17 protein-coding genes and 1 pseudogene are annotated in these 15,138 nt (G+C 30.6%); 12 read left to right on the top strand and 6 right to left on the bottom strand.

Annotation, left to right across the window (positions count from 1 at the left end; all coding sequences use genetic code 11):
* The first annotated feature begins 164 nt into the window (after nt 1-164).
* The 3 genes and pseudogenes from FYJ81_RS06100 (at nt 165) to pcp (ending at nt 2,476) form a co-directional block, all read left to right on the top strand.
* The gene (locus FYJ81_RS06100) at nt 165-869 is read left to right on the top strand and encodes a DUF969 domain-containing protein (RefSeq protein WP_107384796.1); all 705 of its coding nucleotides are present in this window, start codon (nt 165-167) and stop codon (nt 867-869) included.
* Nucleotides 862-1,788 (top strand): annotated as a pseudogene (locus FYJ81_RS06095) (DUF979 domain-containing protein). Before FYJ81_RS06100 ends, FYJ81_RS06095 begins: the two are co-directional and overlap by 8 nt.
* A gap of 46 nt (nt 1,789-1,834) precedes the next feature.
* The gene (gene pcp, locus FYJ81_RS06090; RefSeq protein ID WP_154409455.1) at nt 1,835-2,476 is read left to right on the top strand and encodes a pyroglutamyl-peptidase I; all 642 of its coding nucleotides are present in this window, start codon (nt 1,835-1,837) and stop codon (nt 2,474-2,476) included.
* 110 nt (nt 2,477-2,586) lie between these two features.
* On the opposite strand, the gene FYJ81_RS06085 is transcribed toward pcp, so the two are convergent.
* Nucleotides 2,587-3,087, bottom strand: coding sequence for a GNAT family N-acetyltransferase (locus FYJ81_RS06085; RefSeq protein ID WP_107384799.1), 501 nt, complete (start codon nt 3,085-3,087; stop codon nt 2,587-2,589).
* A gap of 120 nt (nt 3,088-3,207) precedes the next feature.
* Nucleotides 3,208-4,026 (bottom strand): membrane protein insertase YidC, encoded by an 819-nt coding sequence (yidC, locus tag FYJ81_RS06080; protein WP_154409454.1) that lies wholly within the window; start codon nt 4,024-4,026, stop codon nt 3,208-3,210.
* A 229-nt stretch (nt 4,027-4,255) separates the two neighbouring features.
* Between yidC and FYJ81_RS06075 the strand changes: the two genes are divergently transcribed.
* A complete protein-coding gene (locus tag FYJ81_RS06075; RefSeq protein WP_154409522.1) occupies nt 4,256-5,068 on the top strand; it encodes a metallophosphoesterase in 813 nt (270 codons plus the stop codon).
* On the opposite strand, the gene FYJ81_RS06070 is transcribed toward FYJ81_RS06075, so the two are convergent.
* Nucleotides 5,069-5,680: a C39 family peptidase gene (locus FYJ81_RS06070; protein WP_119517890.1), complete on the bottom strand. Its 612-nt coding sequence runs from the start codon at nt 5,678-5,680 to the stop codon at nt 5,069-5,071.
* Nucleotides 5,681-5,842: 162 nt separating this feature from the next.
* Here FYJ81_RS06070 and FYJ81_RS06065 point away from each other — a divergent pair, with 162 nt between their 5' ends.
* Nucleotides 5,843-6,313, top strand: a complete 471-nt coding sequence (locus tag FYJ81_RS06065) for a GyrI-like domain-containing protein (RefSeq protein WP_107384803.1) — start codon at nt 5,843-5,845, stop codon at nt 6,311-6,313.
* A 273-nt stretch (nt 6,314-6,586) separates the two neighbouring features.
* Here the strand turns inward: FYJ81_RS06065 and FYJ81_RS06060 are convergent, their stop codons facing one another.
* The gene (locus FYJ81_RS06060) at nt 6,587-7,792 is read right to left on the bottom strand and encodes a multidrug effflux MFS transporter (RefSeq protein ID WP_107384804.1); all 1,206 of its coding nucleotides are present in this window, start codon (nt 7,790-7,792) and stop codon (nt 6,587-6,589) included.
* Nucleotides 7,793-8,052: 260 nt separating this feature from the next.
* Between FYJ81_RS06060 and FYJ81_RS06055 the strand changes: the two genes are divergently transcribed.
* Together FYJ81_RS06055 and FYJ81_RS06050 are read left to right on the top strand one after the other, a co-directional pair.
* The gene (locus FYJ81_RS06055) at nt 8,053-8,433 is read left to right on the top strand and encodes a GtrA family protein (RefSeq protein WP_107504931.1); all 381 of its coding nucleotides are present in this window, start codon (nt 8,053-8,055) and stop codon (nt 8,431-8,433) included.
* Nucleotides 8,434-8,676: 243 nt separating this feature from the next.
* Nucleotides 8,677-9,546, top strand: a complete 870-nt coding sequence (locus tag FYJ81_RS06050) for a cation diffusion facilitator family transporter (protein ID WP_107385373.1) — start codon at nt 8,677-8,679, stop codon at nt 9,544-9,546.
* Nucleotides 9,547-9,911: 365 nt separating this feature from the next.
* On the opposite strand, the gene FYJ81_RS06045 is transcribed toward FYJ81_RS06050, so the two are convergent.
* Nucleotides 9,912-10,274 carry a hypothetical protein gene (locus FYJ81_RS06045; protein ID WP_107384366.1) on the bottom strand — a complete coding sequence of 121 codons (363 nt, stop codon included), beginning with the start codon at nt 10,272-10,274 and terminating at the stop codon, nt 9,912-9,914.
* 358 nt (nt 10,275-10,632) lie between these two features.
* On the opposite strand from FYJ81_RS06045, the gene FYJ81_RS06040 reads away from it, so the two are divergent.
* A complete protein-coding gene (locus FYJ81_RS06040; RefSeq protein WP_107384365.1) occupies nt 10,633-11,319 on the top strand; it encodes a 2,3-diphosphoglycerate-dependent phosphoglycerate mutase in 687 nt (228 codons plus the stop codon).
* A 179-nt stretch (nt 11,320-11,498) separates the two neighbouring features.
* On the opposite strand, the gene FYJ81_RS06035 is transcribed toward FYJ81_RS06040, so the two are convergent.
* Nucleotides 11,499-11,603 (bottom strand): putative metal homeostasis protein, encoded by a 105-nt coding sequence (locus FYJ81_RS06035; protein ID WP_017722768.1) that lies wholly within the window; start codon nt 11,601-11,603, stop codon nt 11,499-11,501.
* Nucleotides 11,604-11,822: 219 nt separating this feature from the next.
* Here FYJ81_RS06035 and FYJ81_RS06030 point away from each other — a divergent pair, with 219 nt between their 5' ends.
* From FYJ81_RS06030 to FYJ81_RS06015, 4 genes are all read left to right on the top strand, one after another.
* On the top strand, nt 11,823-13,271 hold the full coding sequence (locus tag FYJ81_RS06030; RefSeq protein ID WP_107384364.1) for an MDR family MFS transporter: 1,449 nt from the start codon (nt 11,823-11,825) through the stop codon (nt 13,269-13,271).
* A gap of 118 nt (nt 13,272-13,389) precedes the next feature.
* Nucleotides 13,390-13,722, top strand: a complete 333-nt coding sequence (locus FYJ81_RS06025; protein ID WP_154409453.1) for an ASCH domain-containing protein — start codon at nt 13,390-13,392, stop codon at nt 13,720-13,722.
* Nucleotides 13,723-13,958: 236 nt separating this feature from the next.
* Nucleotides 13,959-14,327: a cystatin-like fold lipoprotein gene (locus FYJ81_RS06020; RefSeq protein ID WP_154409452.1), complete on the top strand. Its 369-nt coding sequence runs from the start codon at nt 13,959-13,961 to the stop codon at nt 14,325-14,327.
* 29 nt (nt 14,328-14,356) lie between these two features.
* Complete coding sequence (locus FYJ81_RS06015) at nt 14,357-14,965, top strand: DsbA family protein (protein ID WP_107384361.1); 609 nt, start codon at nt 14,357-14,359, stop codon at nt 14,963-14,965.
* Nucleotides 14,966-15,138 lie beyond the last annotated feature (173 nt).

The following is a 15,138-nucleotide window of genomic DNA, read 5'->3' as shown; positions in this document are numbered from 1 at the left end:
TGTTTTTTATTGATTATAAGCCGATATCATTGATAGTCTGAAACATTTTTAGATGTTTCAGACTTTTTTTGTTTATTTTAGAAAATTACAAAAAATATTATCTGAAAATTCATTGTATTAAAAAAAGTAAACCTTTAATATAAAAGAAGAAAGGAGGAGATAACATGGAATGGTTGAAATTGATTGGAATTTTAATTATAGTACTTGGCTTTTTATTCAAGATTGATACGATTGCTGTGATTTTAATCGCTGCTGTAGTGACAGGACTTGTATCAGGTTTGAATTTGTACGTTATTCTTGAAACATTAGGAAAAGCTTTTGTCGATAATCGTTTAGTAACACTTTTTATTTTAACATTACCTATGGTGGGGTTAATTGAGCGATTTGGTTTGAAAAAGCAAGCCTCGAATATGATTGGTAAGGTGAATAAAGTTACGAGTGGGCGATTAATGACCATATATTTATTCATTAGAGAGTTAGCAGGTGTTGCTTCAATACGTATTGGCGGACATCCACAGTTTGTGCGTCCATTGATTAATCCAATGGTACAGGGTGCGTTAAGAACACGTTATAATTTGCAAGAACATGAAGTAGACGAAAAAGATATCGAAAAGATTAAAGCGCAGACTTCTGCGATGGAAAATTATGGTAATTTCTTCGGTCAAAATTTGTTTGTAGGGGCAGCAGGTGTATTGCTAATGGTTGGTACGTTTCAATCTTTAGATATTAAGGTGAATGCCATTGATCTTGTATTAGCGTCATTACCTATAGCTGTTATTGTCTTTTTCATTGTGTGGATAAATAATATCAGATTTGATAAATATTTAGATCGGAAATACGGTAAAAAGCAGGTGGATAGACATGAGTGAGCAAACATTAAATCAAATTTTAGAACTATTTTACATATTAATTGGTTTACAATTACTTTATACCGCATATCGCGTGTTAAAAGCATAAACAAATAGCAAAAAATATGGTACAGCTTTATTTTGGATTTTATTAGCCATTTTATTTATTGCGGGTCCATATATCCCCAATGTTATCAACGGTATATTTATCATAGTTATGGGTATACTGACACTTTGTAAACAAGTGGTTATTAAAAATATTATAGATGTTAACGAAGAGCAAGGTAATGATGGTTCACAAAAATATGGGAATAAATTATTTATACCAGCTATTGTTTTAGCTGTAGCGGCGATTATCGTTTCTAACTGGACGCCACTAGGTGGGGCAATAGTTTTAGGTGTTTCTTCGATATTAGGCTTACTTGCCGCATATATCGTCATTAAGCCAAATGGTAAATATATACTTTACGACAGCGACCGTCTAACACAACAAATTGGAACAGTTGGTATATTGCCACAATTTCTTGCTGCGCTAGGTGTACTTTTTACAGTAAGTGGTGTGGGTGACGTCATTTCGAAAGGCATATCTTCTTTTTTACCAGAGGGCAATCATCTTATAGGTGCAGCTGCATATGTCATTGGCATGGTACTTTTTACAATGTTAATGGGTAATGCATTTGCTGCATTTACAGTTATCACAGCGAGTATCGGTATCCCATTTGTTATCGCTCAAGGTGGGGACCCTGTTATAGCTGGTGCGCTTGCTATGACTGGTGGATTTTGTGGTACGTTATTGACACCTATGGCAGCTAATTTTAATACTTTACCAGTTGCGTTATTAGAAATGAAAAGAGAATTCGGCGTGATCAAAGCCCAAGCGCCAATTGCACTTATATTAATTTTGGTACATATAGGATTAATGTATGTTTGGGCGTTTTAAAGCATAAAAAGTATGTCTTAAATAAAATGAAAAGGGGATGTTAATGATGAAAATTTTAGTAACAGGATTTGATCCTTTTGGTGGAGAGAAGATTAATCCAGCACTGGAAGCCGTTAAATTATTGCCGAATGAAATTGAATCACATCAGATTGGGAAGTTAGAAATACCTACAGTTTTTAATAAAAGCAAAGAAACTATAGTTAATAAATTAAAACAAGAACAGTATGATGTTGTATTAGCAATTGGACAAGCAGGTGGAAGATTTGAATTGACGCCAGAACGTGTAGGCATAAATATTGATGATGCACGTATACCTGATAATGAGGGTAATCAGCCGATAGATGAAGTTATTCAATCATCAGGTGATGCAGCTTATTTTTCAAACTTACCAGTTAAACGCATGACAGAAGCAATTAAGTCTGCAGGTGTACCAGCGAGGTTGTCCAATACAGCAGGTACCTTTGTATGTAATCATATTTTGTATCAACTTGGATTTTTACAAGCAACACAATTTCCAAACATTAAATTTGGTTTTATACATGTGCCTTTTATTCCGCAACAAGTAACAGATAAACCTGAAAAACCATCTATGTCTATTCAAACTATTGCAGAAGGTTTGGAAGCTGCGCTCAAAGCGATTATAGAATCAGATGAGGACATCAAAATTGCTTTAGGTGAAACACATTAAGTTACTTATAGAATAGTGCATTGAAATGAAAAAGCAGTGACATGCTATGATGATAGCTGGTATCACTGCTTTTTTAGCGCATAAAACTGTGCTTATGTTTCATTGGTTTTTTAATAATCATGCTCATTTCTTGAATAATTCATACGAACTTCATAATAAGTTTTTCCGAAATAAGTAGCTTGTTTATCATTGCTCATTTTAAATCCAATTTGTTCATAAAAATGGATTGCATTTTTATTTTCTTCGACTACCCATAGGGTTACATTATCAGGATAAGATAATTCCAAAGCGCGCTGTGTAAGTGCATAACCAATCATATGACGCTGATAATCTTCCAGTAAATAAAGTGCGAATATTTCGCTCCAGTCGTCAGAAGAAGATGAGGATTCTGTTTTACCATAAGATATGAAACCTACTACTTCGTTTTCAACAAGCGCAACTAATGTTGGAACATCGTGTAAATAAGACTTCCTGATAAACTGCACTTTGTCTAGGTTTTCTAAGTAATTATTTTTTGATAAATGATCATAAGTTTCTAACCAACTTTCATAATGGACAAGTGCTTTACCGTATTTATCTGCTTCAGTTAATGTTCTTATCGTAAATTCCATACATCTTCCCCCTTTGTTTATCAAATTGTAAATATTATAGCATCTAATTATGCGTAAAAGAAATTTTTGAATTCAAATCAGGTAAATGAAAGTTTTACAAAATTCAATATAACGACATGACTAATTGTTTAGTTCAGTGTTAGCTTTATCGAGAGAATGCTCTAATTTTAAAGCTTCTTGTTTTGCTTGTTTAGAGTAATATGAATGGGCAAAATGCATTTGTAAAATTAAAAATAACCCACTAAATGTCCAATATAAACCGAGTGCTGCTGCAGAATGTAAGGATATGTAAGTTATAAAAATAGGTGACAATATCATCATTATATAATATGTTTTGCGCTGATTTTTAGGGTAATGCATTGCATTTACAAGAGGTTGTATGAAATAAATAACAGCTGCAATTAATGATATCCATAGATCTGGTTTTGTTAAATTGAACCATAAAAAATGGGGGAATTGATCTATTCCACCACTGCTAGGAAATTTAAGTGTCACGATTAAACCAAATAATATGGGCAATTGTATTAAAATTGGTAAACAACCGATAACACTTTTAATTGGATTAATATCATAACGTTTATAAATAGTCATCAAAGCCTTATTAGCTTCACGCTTTTCTTCCTGTGTTTGTGCATCACTTACGCGTTGTTTTATATTATCAATTTGTGGTTGTACTATTTTTGTTTTTTCTCTCATCAGATGCATGTTTTTAACTTGTATTAACATAAACGGCATCAAAATAAGGCGAATCGTCAGTACAATCATGATGATTGCTAAGCCATAATTATTACCAAATAACTGTCCTAAACCATGCAAAAACATATCAATAGGTTTTACAAATATATAATAAAATAAGCCATTTCTATCCTCTTGTTTTGAATAATCACAAGCAGTTAAAATTAAAGGTAGAAATATTAAAACAATCCATTTTTTATTCATGTATTATTTCCTCCTGCTCGAATTGTGAACAATGTAACTTTAACATATTGCATACAATGTTTAAATATTATTTAATTTGTTTCAAAAAACATTTATATGAAGCGTATACATGCATTAAGACAAATCATTTATTGAGTGATATTTAAATGAATACAAGCTGAACATTTAATGAATAAATTGAAGTTATGTCATAATGAAATTGTTAAAAGAGAAGAGGAAAGTGATAAATATGTTAATAGGCATGATTTCAGATTTACATATCGATAGACATAATAAGCTGACGCCTAAAGATTATGAGCAAGCACTAGTTGCAGTTATTAAGCAACAAAAAATTGAATTATTACTTATTGCTGGTGACGTTTCAAATCATTATAAATTAACACAATCATTTGTGAAGGAAATCGAGATGCAAACAAAGATAAAAGTACTCTTTATACCAGGAAATCATGACTTTTGGTCAATGGATACTGACGCGACTTCTTCTGAGATTTTAGATACTTATATCGAAATGGATAATTGCTTAATTGATGAACCGTATGTCATAAATGATGAGTGGGCGATTGTAGGTAATACAGGCTGGTATGACTACACTTATGCGCATTCTAAATTCTCTTTAGAACGCATTGCGCACAGGAAGTATTATGGTGCAACATGGCAAGATAAAGTGAAAATAGATTGGCAGATAGAAGACAAAAAATTGTCAATGATAGCTGCCAAACAGGCGATGAAAGATATTGAAAAAGTAAAAGACAAAAAAATTATATTAATGACACATATCGTGACACATCGTAAATTTGCGGTACCAATGCCACATAGAATATTTGATTATTTTAATGCATTTATAGGTACTTCAGATTTTGATGAAATTTATACGCGATATGATATTAAATATAGTATTATGGGGCATGTTCATTTTCGAAATGCTTTTGAAGAAAACGGAGTGACATATATTTGTCCGTGTCTAGGTTATCAACGAGAGTGGCGTACACCATATATAGAACAGGAAATTAACCATGCGTTACATAAAATAGAAATTAATTAATCACTCTTGAAAATGAATACTCATGCGCCCAGGTGCATTATAACTGTTTTCTAGTTTCTGTTTTTTAATTTTTATAATTTGATATTTATTTGGAAAAACAGCAGGTAGAACAATTGATTTTCCTAAATTAGACCATAATGGATCGATATAATAATAATGGTTGTCATCATAACCAATAAGCACTGTAACATGAATATTTGATACTAGTTGATGATGTGTATTATCAATTTTAAATGTTTTGCTAAAAGGTTTTTGTCCTAAAACAGTGTGATAAATGATGACAGGTTGGTCTTTATCAATGATGTCACATAATGCATTTAGTGATTTTCCAGTACTATTAACAATACGTTTATCATACGTTTGTAAATAAGGTACTAAGGCAGTAGGGAAAATTGTTTGATGATGACCCCATTTCACCCATAAGTGATGACCTACATAGCCTTTGTATGGATTATTCGCATGTTTAGGCCAGTGTTTCATGATATGTGTTGCTGGTATATTGTGATTATTGAATTGTAATATCATTGCACTTGCAATGCCTTCGCATCCCATAATCATGGGAATCGGAAATAATTGACTGATTGGTTTAACGGATAATATTTTTTTGTTCATAGGTAGAGACTCCTGTATCAATTAGTAAGAAAGATTAACATTAATTAATACGTTTATTATATATCTATATCAGTTTAAGTACCTACAAAGATGCTTGAATTATAGTTAATATTAGATATAATTTTATGAAATTGGTTATAATGTGCGAAAGGGGTTGAAAACATGGATTATAGAATAGAAACATTATCTGAAAGACCAGTACCAGTTGTAGGGGTAAAAAAGAAATATGCAACTGGACAAAAAGCACAAGAAAATATTTTTAAGTTTTGGATGGAATTTGAAGCAATGGGCTACAAAGATCGCTTGATATCACAAAGCAATCAATATCTAGAGGGGTTATTAGGTGTTTGTTTACCTAAAGAAAATGGTGAAATGCATTATTTAATAGGTGTGACAAGTGATGAACAGCAAAGTGAGTGGGAACAAGTTGATTTAGTAGAGGGTAGATATTTAGTATTTGATGCTAAAGGCCCTGTTCCGGAATCGATTAAACAAGCAATGCAAACTATTCATAGAAATATCTTACATACTTTAGATTATGAATTGCGGAGTGCTCCTTTTTTTGAATTATATAAACCAGGTGAACTACATTCAAACGACTATATCACTGAAATTTGGTTCCCAATAAAATAGTAAAGAATAAATTTTAAAACTAAAATATAAAAAATATCGCTAGTAATGCATAAACGTCCATCTCTATAACAATTCAAATAGGAATGGACGTTTTTTGCGTTTATAGAATTTTATAAATCGATAAGCTGAAGCAACCTAAGATAAAGAAACCTCTAAATGTATGCTTGGACACGCATTTAGAGGCTTCTATATTAGGGGAGAATTCAAGTTCATACACTACTTAATCATTTGTTAGTATTGATAACGGTATGAATTGTATTTTTTAACAGTGATTCATGTTATTCGCTTATTTATAAGAATAGACTTTAACACGATTTCTAACACAATGATTAGTACAGCAGTAATAATCAAAATAATTGTATATGGTAAGATGCTGTATTCACCTTGTAATCCCACTAATGGTGACATGATACCACCAAGTATAAATTGAAATAGACCTAGTAAACTTGAGGCATTGCCACTACCGCCAGTACGAGATTCCATCGCTAATGCAAAACTTAATGGTCCGATACCAGTTACAGGGCATACATTTAAAAAGAATGCGATAACTAATACCCATAATGGTAAATGAAGCATTAATGTCACAATAATTAGCACAACGCCCATTAATTGAATGATTGTTAAAATAATTAGCAAAAAGTATCTATTCATATATGCGACAAGTTTGGCTGTAAGTTGACTCATAATAATAAGACCAATACCGTTAAAGGCAAACAAATAACTAAATTGTTGAGGTGTCATGTCATAAATTTTTTGCGTAATGAACGGTGCCGCAGATGAGAAACTAAATAGCATTACGTAAGTTAAACCTTGTAAAATCATTGGAATAATAAATGCAGGTCTTTTTAATAAATGAGCAAAATCTTTAAAAATAACTTTAAAATTGAGTTTAGCTCGATTTGGTGTATGCGTTTCTTCTAAATAGCGGATTGATAAAAATAAAATAATAACACTTACGATTGTCAAAATTACAAATATTGCTTTCCAATTAGATATCGTTAATGCATAGCCGCCTATGATTGGTGCAATAATGGTAATGATTCCGTTGATTACGAGTAAAGATGCTAGTCCTTTAGCTAACGCTTTACCTTCATGTTGATCTCCCATAGTAGCTTTAGCAATTACTATAGCACCTCCGCCAGTTAAACCTTGAACTAGACGCAAAGTGAGTAATATACTCATGGAAGCAGTGAAAACCGCCAGTAAAGAAGCTAGTGCATAGATTGAAATGATAAATAACGCCACTTTTTTGCGTCCATATGCGTCTGACAAAGGACCGAAAATAAATTGACCAATAGCAAGACCAATCATTGCAAACGATAAAGTAAGCTGTGATTCAGATACAGATGTATTAAAGTCATGTTGCACATTGGGTAATGATGGCACATACATATCTATGGTTAAAGGGCCAAATGTAGTCATGATACCCAACACAATAATGACCATAGTTGGTAGTTGGCGGTTTGAAATCTTGTCCATGTGTGAAACTCCTTTAAAATTCTCTCTAATGTTTAATTATAAACATGTTATCTCGTTTTGTAATTACAAATGAAACTAATATGTTAATTACCATGTATTTTAGAAAAATAGAGCAATTAAATTTAGCTACTTTTAATTATTTATATAATACAAAACATACATATATATGATAAAGTATTATACTAGATATAGCGCATTAATTATATGTTTTTTGATAGTAATCATATAAAATTATATGGGATTTTACTAAGGAGTAAAAAATGAATTTAACTAAAACACACTATGAAGTGATTAAATTTGTGATTGTAGGCGGTATGAATACTTTAAATTATTACATTGTCTATCTTTGTTTATTGAAGTTATTAGAAGTGAATTATTTAGTTAGTCATATCAGTGGATTTATCATTAGTTTTGTCATTTCTTACTATTTAAATTGTTACTTTGTTTATAAAGTGACACCAACTTGGCGTAAATTCTTAAAGTTTCCATTAACTCAAGTTGTCAATATGGGCATGCAAACGTTATTATTGTATATTTTTGTACAATGGTTTGGTATATCATCTGTGATAGCACCTTTTGCAGGGCTTATCATTACAATACCTATAACATTTGTCCTTTCTAAATATATCCTAAGAGATTAGTAAAATTTTTAATAAACCCACATTTTAAATATATTTATTTTATGAGAGCAAGTTTCAGAATCAAAAATATGATTTGGTTCAAACTTGGTCTCTTATTTTTTCTCAATTTTATAATTAATATTAGGATTGGCTAAAAAAATAATTAGTTTATTTATATTAAATAATTTTTGAATAAAAATCGTTGTAAATATGTTTGTGATGAGTCATAATAAGTATTCAATCATACTGAAGGTGGAAAGTAAGATGAGTCAAAAAGAAAAATTGGAAACAGCGCAAAAAGGTGCTTTTTTAAGTTTAATCGTCTACATCATATTATCGGTGACTAAATTTATCGTAGGGTATTTATATAATTCTGCAGCTGTAAAAGCAGATAGTTTAAATAATATGACGGATATTATTGTTTCTTTGGCAGTAATTATTGGTTTGAAAATTTCTATTAAACCTGCAGATCAAAACCATCCATATGGACATTTGAAATCTGAAAATATTTCATCATTACTCGTGTCATTCATTATAATGTTTGTTGGTATTCAAGTCATTATAGAGAATGTTCCTGAATTATTCACAAATGAACATCATACCCCTAATATTATAAATATTTATGTCAGTGTCATCAGTGGTTTGATTATGCTAGTTGTATTTTATATTAATCAAAGCATTGCTAATCGTACGAAAAGTAGTTCATTGAACTCCGCAGCTAAAGATAATTTGTCAGATGCGTTAGTGAGTTTAGGTACTGCAATTGGTTTAATTTTTACACAATTTGGATTTCCAGTAATTGATACGATATTAGCCATTATATTAGGCTTACTCATTATATATACTGGTTTTGGTATCTTTAAAGAATCAATTTTTACATTAAGTGACGGTTTTAATGAGCAAGAATTAGAAGCTTATAAAAATTATGTGTTAGAAATTGAAGATGTAATCGAAGTACAAAATATTAAAGGTCGTTACCACGGAAGTAGTGTTTTTGTAGATGTAACGATTGTAGTAAAATCAGATTTATCTTTGGAAGAAGCACATCACATCTGCGACAAAGTAGAACAACATATGCACAGCAAAGGCATTTCTTCAGTTTATGTACATCCTGAACCACAGTCAATACAATAAATGCGATGTCGAGAAAGTATATGATTGTGATTATTATCATGGTTTTTATTTATATTAAACTAATAAACTATCAAATGATAACTTGAATTAAGGTATTTAATGAGTATTGATATACAAATATAATATGTTTCAGTTAAAATTTTATTAACTTATTTTAGAATAAAAAAGTCCGAGACATTTTTGTCTCGGACTTTTAAAATATAAAGCAAGTCAGAAGATGGTTGAAGGGCATATATGTTTTAACTCCTTCAAACCATCTATGTTTAATTTAATAATTTATAGCGAAATAGGTTAGCATCGTTTTTAAAAAGTGATTTCTAGCCTATTTTTTATCATACATTTTGGGTTAATGTATAAAATTAGTCTTACCACCAACCATTTGCAATACGGAATTCGATTGCTGCATCAATTGAGCCATAACGATCTTCAGCGTATTGGATCATACCTTTTGTTTGTTCAGTTACAGATCCAGTACCCCAAGCTTCTTTCGTTTGTCCTAAACCTCTATATCCTAATTCATTTACCGCATCTGGATTTCCACTTGATTCTGGCATTACAATGTTATCCCAAAGCGCTTTTGTACCACCAGCAGCAATAAATTCACTATACACGTCATTGTTTGCTTGAGTAGTTTCTGCAGCATCAGCTGTAGAAGTATTTGAAGTTAAACCAACACCAGCTGTAGCGATTGTTACTGATGCGAATGAAGCTAATAATAATTTTTTCATTTGAAAAATCCTCCTAATAATTGTTTGTTTTAAACAGTTTCAAATTGTATTTGTTAATTAGCATGGATGTTTTTAAAATATTTTTGTTTGTCTATCGTATTGCTCCGTTCATCAACGTTTACAACTATAACATCATTTTTTTATAGGTAGGTTACAGAAAAATAAAAATAAAAAGTCATTTATGAATAAATGAATACAATCATTTCAAAATCAAGTGTAAATTGTTATAATTTTAATGTATGGCATGAGAAATTATAGATAAAGTATTGTCGTAACAGGATTTATATCTGTGTATCACTGTAATATTTTTGTAAAAGTAGTGATAATATCATTTTATTCAATGGAAAGAAGGAATATTATGCCAAAACTAATTTTATGCAGACATGGTCAAAGTGTTTGGAATGCTGAAAATCTATTTACAGGTTGGGCTGATGTAGATTTATCAGAACAGGGAAGAACTGAGGCAGTGACGTCGGGAAAAAAATTAAAAGAACAGGGTATAGAGATAGATATCGTCTTTACATCTTTATTGCAACGCGCCATTAAAACTACGTTTCACTTATTAGATGAATCTCAACAGTTATTTATTCCAGTTATTAAATCTTGGCGCTTAAATGAGCGTCATTATGGTGGATTACAAGGTTTAAACAAAGATAAAGCTAGAGAAAAATTTGGTGAAGAACAAGTACATATATGGAGACGTTCATATGATATAGCACCACCTGCGCAAAGTGATGAACAAAGAAAAGATTACTTAAATGATAGAAAATATGAACATTTAGATAGAAGAGTTATGCCTGAATCAGAAAGTTTGAAAGATACTTTAATTAGGGTGATTCCTTATTGGAACGACCAAATCTCACAACAGTTATTAGATGGAAAAACTGTGCTTGTTTCTGCGCATGGTAATTCATTGCGTGCATTAATTAAGTATATAGAAGATGTATCAGATGAAGATATTGTAGGATATGAAATCAAAACAGGGGCACCTTTAATATATGATTTAACGGATGATTTAAAAGTGATAGATAAATATTACTTATAATACTTTTATAACTGTACAAAAAATGAAATGACGTAGTAAAGTAATAAATAACTTAAATAAAATGATGGCTGATTCTGAAATATATAAATGTATATTTTCAGGAATCAGGCCACATCTTAGAAGTGATATGACAAAACCAAAGATAAAAAACATTTGGTTTTGAAGTATTACTTCTATTTTTATTTATTGCGCTTATGTTGTTGGATAATTTTGCGTGCACGCTTGCGTGTTTTGATATTAGGACTATTTAAATTACGGCGTGCTGTTTGTAAATCTAATTTCATGGTGATGACCTCCTTTATCTATAGATATTATGTAAGAAAAAACTTGGAATGTAAATAGTAATTATTACGATTTGTAACATTTTTTAAATCTTACAAAATAAAAGTTTAAAATATAACTAATATTTTAAGTATTTTTAATGATAAATTAAACTAAAATATGTATAATGCAGAAATGCGACTAAAAAGAGTTGATAAATTATAGAATACAGGAGTACAAAAATGGATCAAAAGACGAAAATTATAATGATTTTGATGATGTTGTGTGGTGGGTTTTTTGGATTATTAAATGAAACCTTATTAACAACAGCATTACCAAGCATAATGAAAGATTTTAAAATAGATTACACACAAGTACAATGGCTTACTACAGCCTTTTTATTGACTAATGGTGTAATTATTCCATTGTCAGCAATGATAATTCAAAGATATTCAACAAGAAAAGTATTTTTAACTGCAATATTTATCTTTTTTATAGGGACTTTAATCGCAGGATTTAGTCCAAACTTTTCTGTTTTATTAAGTGCACGAATTGTTCAAGCACTTGGTTCTGGTATTATGATGCCACTGATGATGACAACAATATTAGATATATTTGAACCTCATGAAAGAGGTAAATATATGGGGACATTTGGTTTGGTTATTGGTTTAGCACCGGCAATTGGACCGACACTATCAGGTTATTTAGTAGAGTATTTAGATTGGCGTTCATTATTCCATGTGGTTGCGCCAATTGCTGCACTTACTTTTATAGGTGCGCTTAAATTCGTCAAGAATGTCGGTACTAATCGAAAGACACGTATTGATATTTTATCAATTATCTTATCCGTGTTCGGTTTTGGTGGTTTGCTTTATGGTACAAGTTCAATTTCCCGTGATGGCTGGAACGATCCAATCGTATTGACTACTGTTATAGGTGGCATTATTTTAGTTGCGGCTTTTATTTTCCGTCAAACACGTTTAGAAAATCCACTCCTTGATTTTTCAGTGTTCAAAGATAGTCAATTTGCTGTAGGTATTATCATAATGGCTTTTACTATGATTTCAATGATTGGTTCTGAAACAGTGTTACCAATGTTTGTACAGAATATTATGAATGACTCAGCACTCCAATCAGGATTAATTTTATTACCTGGAGCTATCGTAATGGGGATTATGTCAGTGATTTCAGGTTTACTCTATGAGAAATATGGCGCTAAAATATTAGCATTTATTGGAATGTTTATTGTAGTTGTAACAACTTCTTATTTTGTAATCATGGATGAACATACCTCACCAGCGATATTAGCAACAGTATATGCCATTCGTATGATTGGTATCGCACTTGGTTTGATGCCATTAATGACACATACAATGAATCAGCTAGCACCGGAAATGAATGCACACGGTTCTTCGATGACAAACACTATACAACAAATATCTGCATCTATTGGTACAGCAGGTTTGATCACAATTATGAGTCAAGTTGCCAAGAATTACACACCAAATATGTCTGATTTTAAAGATATGAGTCAAAAACAAATGACAGCAGAAATTCAGCATCAAGCATTGCTAAGTGGATATCATGGTGCTTTTTGGTTTGCAGTCATCATATCTATTATCAGTTTAGTAAGTGTATTTATGTTGAAAAGCAAAAAACAACTTAAATTAGAGGAAGAAAATGCTAAATAATTAAAATTGAACATCATGTTAAGTCATGCGAAATTTTCTTGTAAAAGATATTAATATTATGATACTTTGATATCAATATAATAATAATGAATGGAGCGTATGTATTATAGAACACTCGATGCATTTAAATAACGAACCTTTTCAATTAATGAAAAACGAAGTAAAGACTATTGAAGTTAGATTGAATGATGAAAAAAGACAAGAAATTAAAAGTGGCGATTATATTGTATTCAAAAATATAAAGACTGAAGAAACATTAAAAGTGCAAGTTAAGGAAATTGTAGTGTTTTCATCGTTTCAGTCACTGATGAATCAATATACTAATGAAGAAATTGGCGCGAAAACAGACGATCAACTTTCTCAAAAATTAGCAGCTATATATCAAATTTATTCACAAACTGATGAACTTAATTACGGTGCATTAGCAATCAAAGTGGCACTAATATGTTGAAAATGAAATTAATTGATTTATAGTTAGGATAAAGTTGTAGCATTGATGAAAATTTAATTTGCATACGGTAAATATGACACTTTCGTTAAATTCATTTATTAATGAATTTTTCGGAAGTGTTTTTATATAAATATAAAAATAATGTTATAGTTCTAGTACATCAAAGATTTTCGTTGTAAGATAAGAGTTATGGTTGAATAATATTAGATATGATAAGTAATATTAGGAGTGTAAATATGAAAAAATTAATGATGATGGTGTTCATTTCTATAATCATTATAGCTGGGTGTAGTAGTGGGAAATATGCTGATGAGATTGACAAAGCAGTGAATCAACAGAAAAAACAACAAAAGCTCTTAGCTGATAAGCAAAAGGGTGATGTGGAATCTAATTTTGATAAAAAGAATGCGAATATCTATGTTTATGACAAAGGCAAATATGTGACTATTGCTTATAAACCATTAAAAGATGATGATGAAGTTCATTTTTATACATATAAAATAACTGATGATAAGGCACATTACTTAAAAAACTTTAATTCAAAATCATATTCACATGCCCATGATGCGGATTATAAAGAAGAAAATATGAACCTAGAAGAATAAAACAAGATAAGAAGGTGTGTTTTTAACAAATGAAGAAACGTTGGATAAGTTTGTTATTAATGGCAGTATTAATTTTTGTTTCCGCTTGTTCGAATGACAATCAAAATGTACATCAAGATGACAAATATGGAAAAGATGGCAAGATTAAAATTATTGAATACGGTGATTTTAAGTGCCCATATTGTAAAAAAGTAGAAGAAAATATTATGCCTAAATTAAAAAAAGAATATATTGATACGAAAAAAGTAGATTATCAGTTTGTTAATATGGCATTTTTAGGAAAGGATTCGATTATAGGTTCAAGGGCAGGTCATGCAGTAAAACAATATGCCCCTAAACAATATTTAAATTTCCAAAAATTAATGTTTAAGCAACAGCCGAAATCAGAGGAAAATTGGATCACCGAACAACTCGTTGATCAACAAATAAACCAATTGGAAATTTCAAATGATAAAAAAGAAAAGATAAAAACAAGCTATAAAACTAAAGAAAGTAAATCGTGGAAAGCAGCCGAACAAGATCATAAACAATATAAAGAAAACCATATTGAAACAGCGCCCACAGTTTTTATAGCAGGAAAAAAAGTAGAAGATCCATATAAATATAAGAATTATAAAAAAATACTTGAAGAAAGTTAACTTTCAAGGCATAGAGACAAAGTATAATATCATAAGCTCGTCACTGAATTTCTGAAAAAAACAGTGACGGGCTTTTTTAGTTAATAAAAAAAGGATATCTTAACTCCTTAAATCGAAATAATTACGAAAAAACTGAAATAAGTATTGCGTATTTCAAAAAGTACGGTTATAAT

It is taken from the genome of Staphylococcus sp. McC-251-APC-3A2, assembly GCF_009695665.1.
In the GTDB taxonomy this organism is placed as follows: domain Bacteria; phylum Bacillota; class Bacilli; order Staphylococcales; family Staphylococcaceae; genus Staphylococcus; species Staphylococcus cohnii.
The sequence above is the reverse complement of the archived record's forward strand: the minus strand, read 5'-3'. Positions and strand labels throughout refer to the sequence as shown.

What these genes read in the sequence shown, in the direction of transcription:
- FYJ81_RS06030 (WP_107384364.1), top strand. Translation starts at nt 11,823, where the DNA reads ATGGATCAAAAGACGAAAATTATAATGATTTTGATGATGTTGTGTGGT.
- FYJ81_RS06015 (WP_107384361.1), top strand. Translation starts at nt 14,357, where the DNA reads ATGAAGAAACGTTGGATAAGTTTGTTATTAATGGCAGTATTAATTTTT.
- FYJ81_RS06025 (WP_154409453.1), top strand. Translation starts at nt 13,390, where the DNA reads ATGCATTTAAATAACGAACCTTTTCAATTAATGAAAAACGAAGTAAAG.
- FYJ81_RS06020 (WP_154409452.1), top strand. Translation starts at nt 13,959, where the DNA reads ATGAAAAAATTAATGATGATGGTGTTCATTTCTATAATCATTATAGCT.
- FYJ81_RS06045 (WP_107384366.1), bottom strand. Translation starts at nt 10,274, where the DNA reads ATGAAAAAATTATTATTAGCTTCATTCGCATCAGTAACAATCGCTACA.
- pcp (WP_154409455.1), top strand. Translation starts at nt 1,835, where the DNA reads ATGAAAATTTTAGTAACAGGATTTGATCCTTTTGGTGGAGAGAAGATT.
- FYJ81_RS06050 (WP_107385373.1), top strand. Translation starts at nt 8,677, where the DNA reads ATGAGTCAAAAAGAAAAATTGGAAACAGCGCAAAAAGGTGCTTTTTTA.
- FYJ81_RS06035 (WP_017722768.1), bottom strand. Translation starts at nt 11,603, where the DNA reads ATGAAATTAGATTTACAAACAGCACGCCGTAATTTAAATAGTCCTAAT.
- FYJ81_RS06100 (WP_107384796.1), top strand. Translation starts at nt 165, where the DNA reads ATGGAATGGTTGAAATTGATTGGAATTTTAATTATAGTACTTGGCTTT.
- yidC (WP_154409454.1), bottom strand. Translation starts at nt 4,026, where the DNA reads ATGAATAAAAAATGGATTGTTTTAATATTTCTACCTTTAATTTTAACT.
- FYJ81_RS06070 (WP_119517890.1), bottom strand. Translation starts at nt 5,680, where the DNA reads ATGAACAAAAAAATATTATCCGTTAAACCAATCAGTCAATTATTTCCG.
- FYJ81_RS06055 (WP_107504931.1), top strand. Translation starts at nt 8,053, where the DNA reads ATGAATTTAACTAAAACACACTATGAAGTGATTAAATTTGTGATTGTA.
- FYJ81_RS06040 (WP_107384365.1), top strand. Translation starts at nt 10,633, where the DNA reads ATGCCAAAACTAATTTTATGCAGACATGGTCAAAGTGTTTGGAATGCT.
- FYJ81_RS06085 (WP_107384799.1), bottom strand. Translation starts at nt 3,087, where the DNA reads ATGGAATTTACGATAAGAACATTAACTGAAGCAGATAAATACGGTAAA.
- FYJ81_RS06065 (WP_107384803.1), top strand. Translation starts at nt 5,843, where the DNA reads ATGGATTATAGAATAGAAACATTATCTGAAAGACCAGTACCAGTTGTA.
- FYJ81_RS06060 (WP_107384804.1), bottom strand. Translation starts at nt 7,792, where the DNA reads ATGGACAAGATTTCAAACCGCCAACTACCAACTATGGTCATTATTGTG.
- FYJ81_RS06075 (WP_154409522.1), top strand. Translation starts at nt 4,256, where the DNA reads ATGTTAATAGGCATGATTTCAGATTTACATATCGATAGACATAATAAG.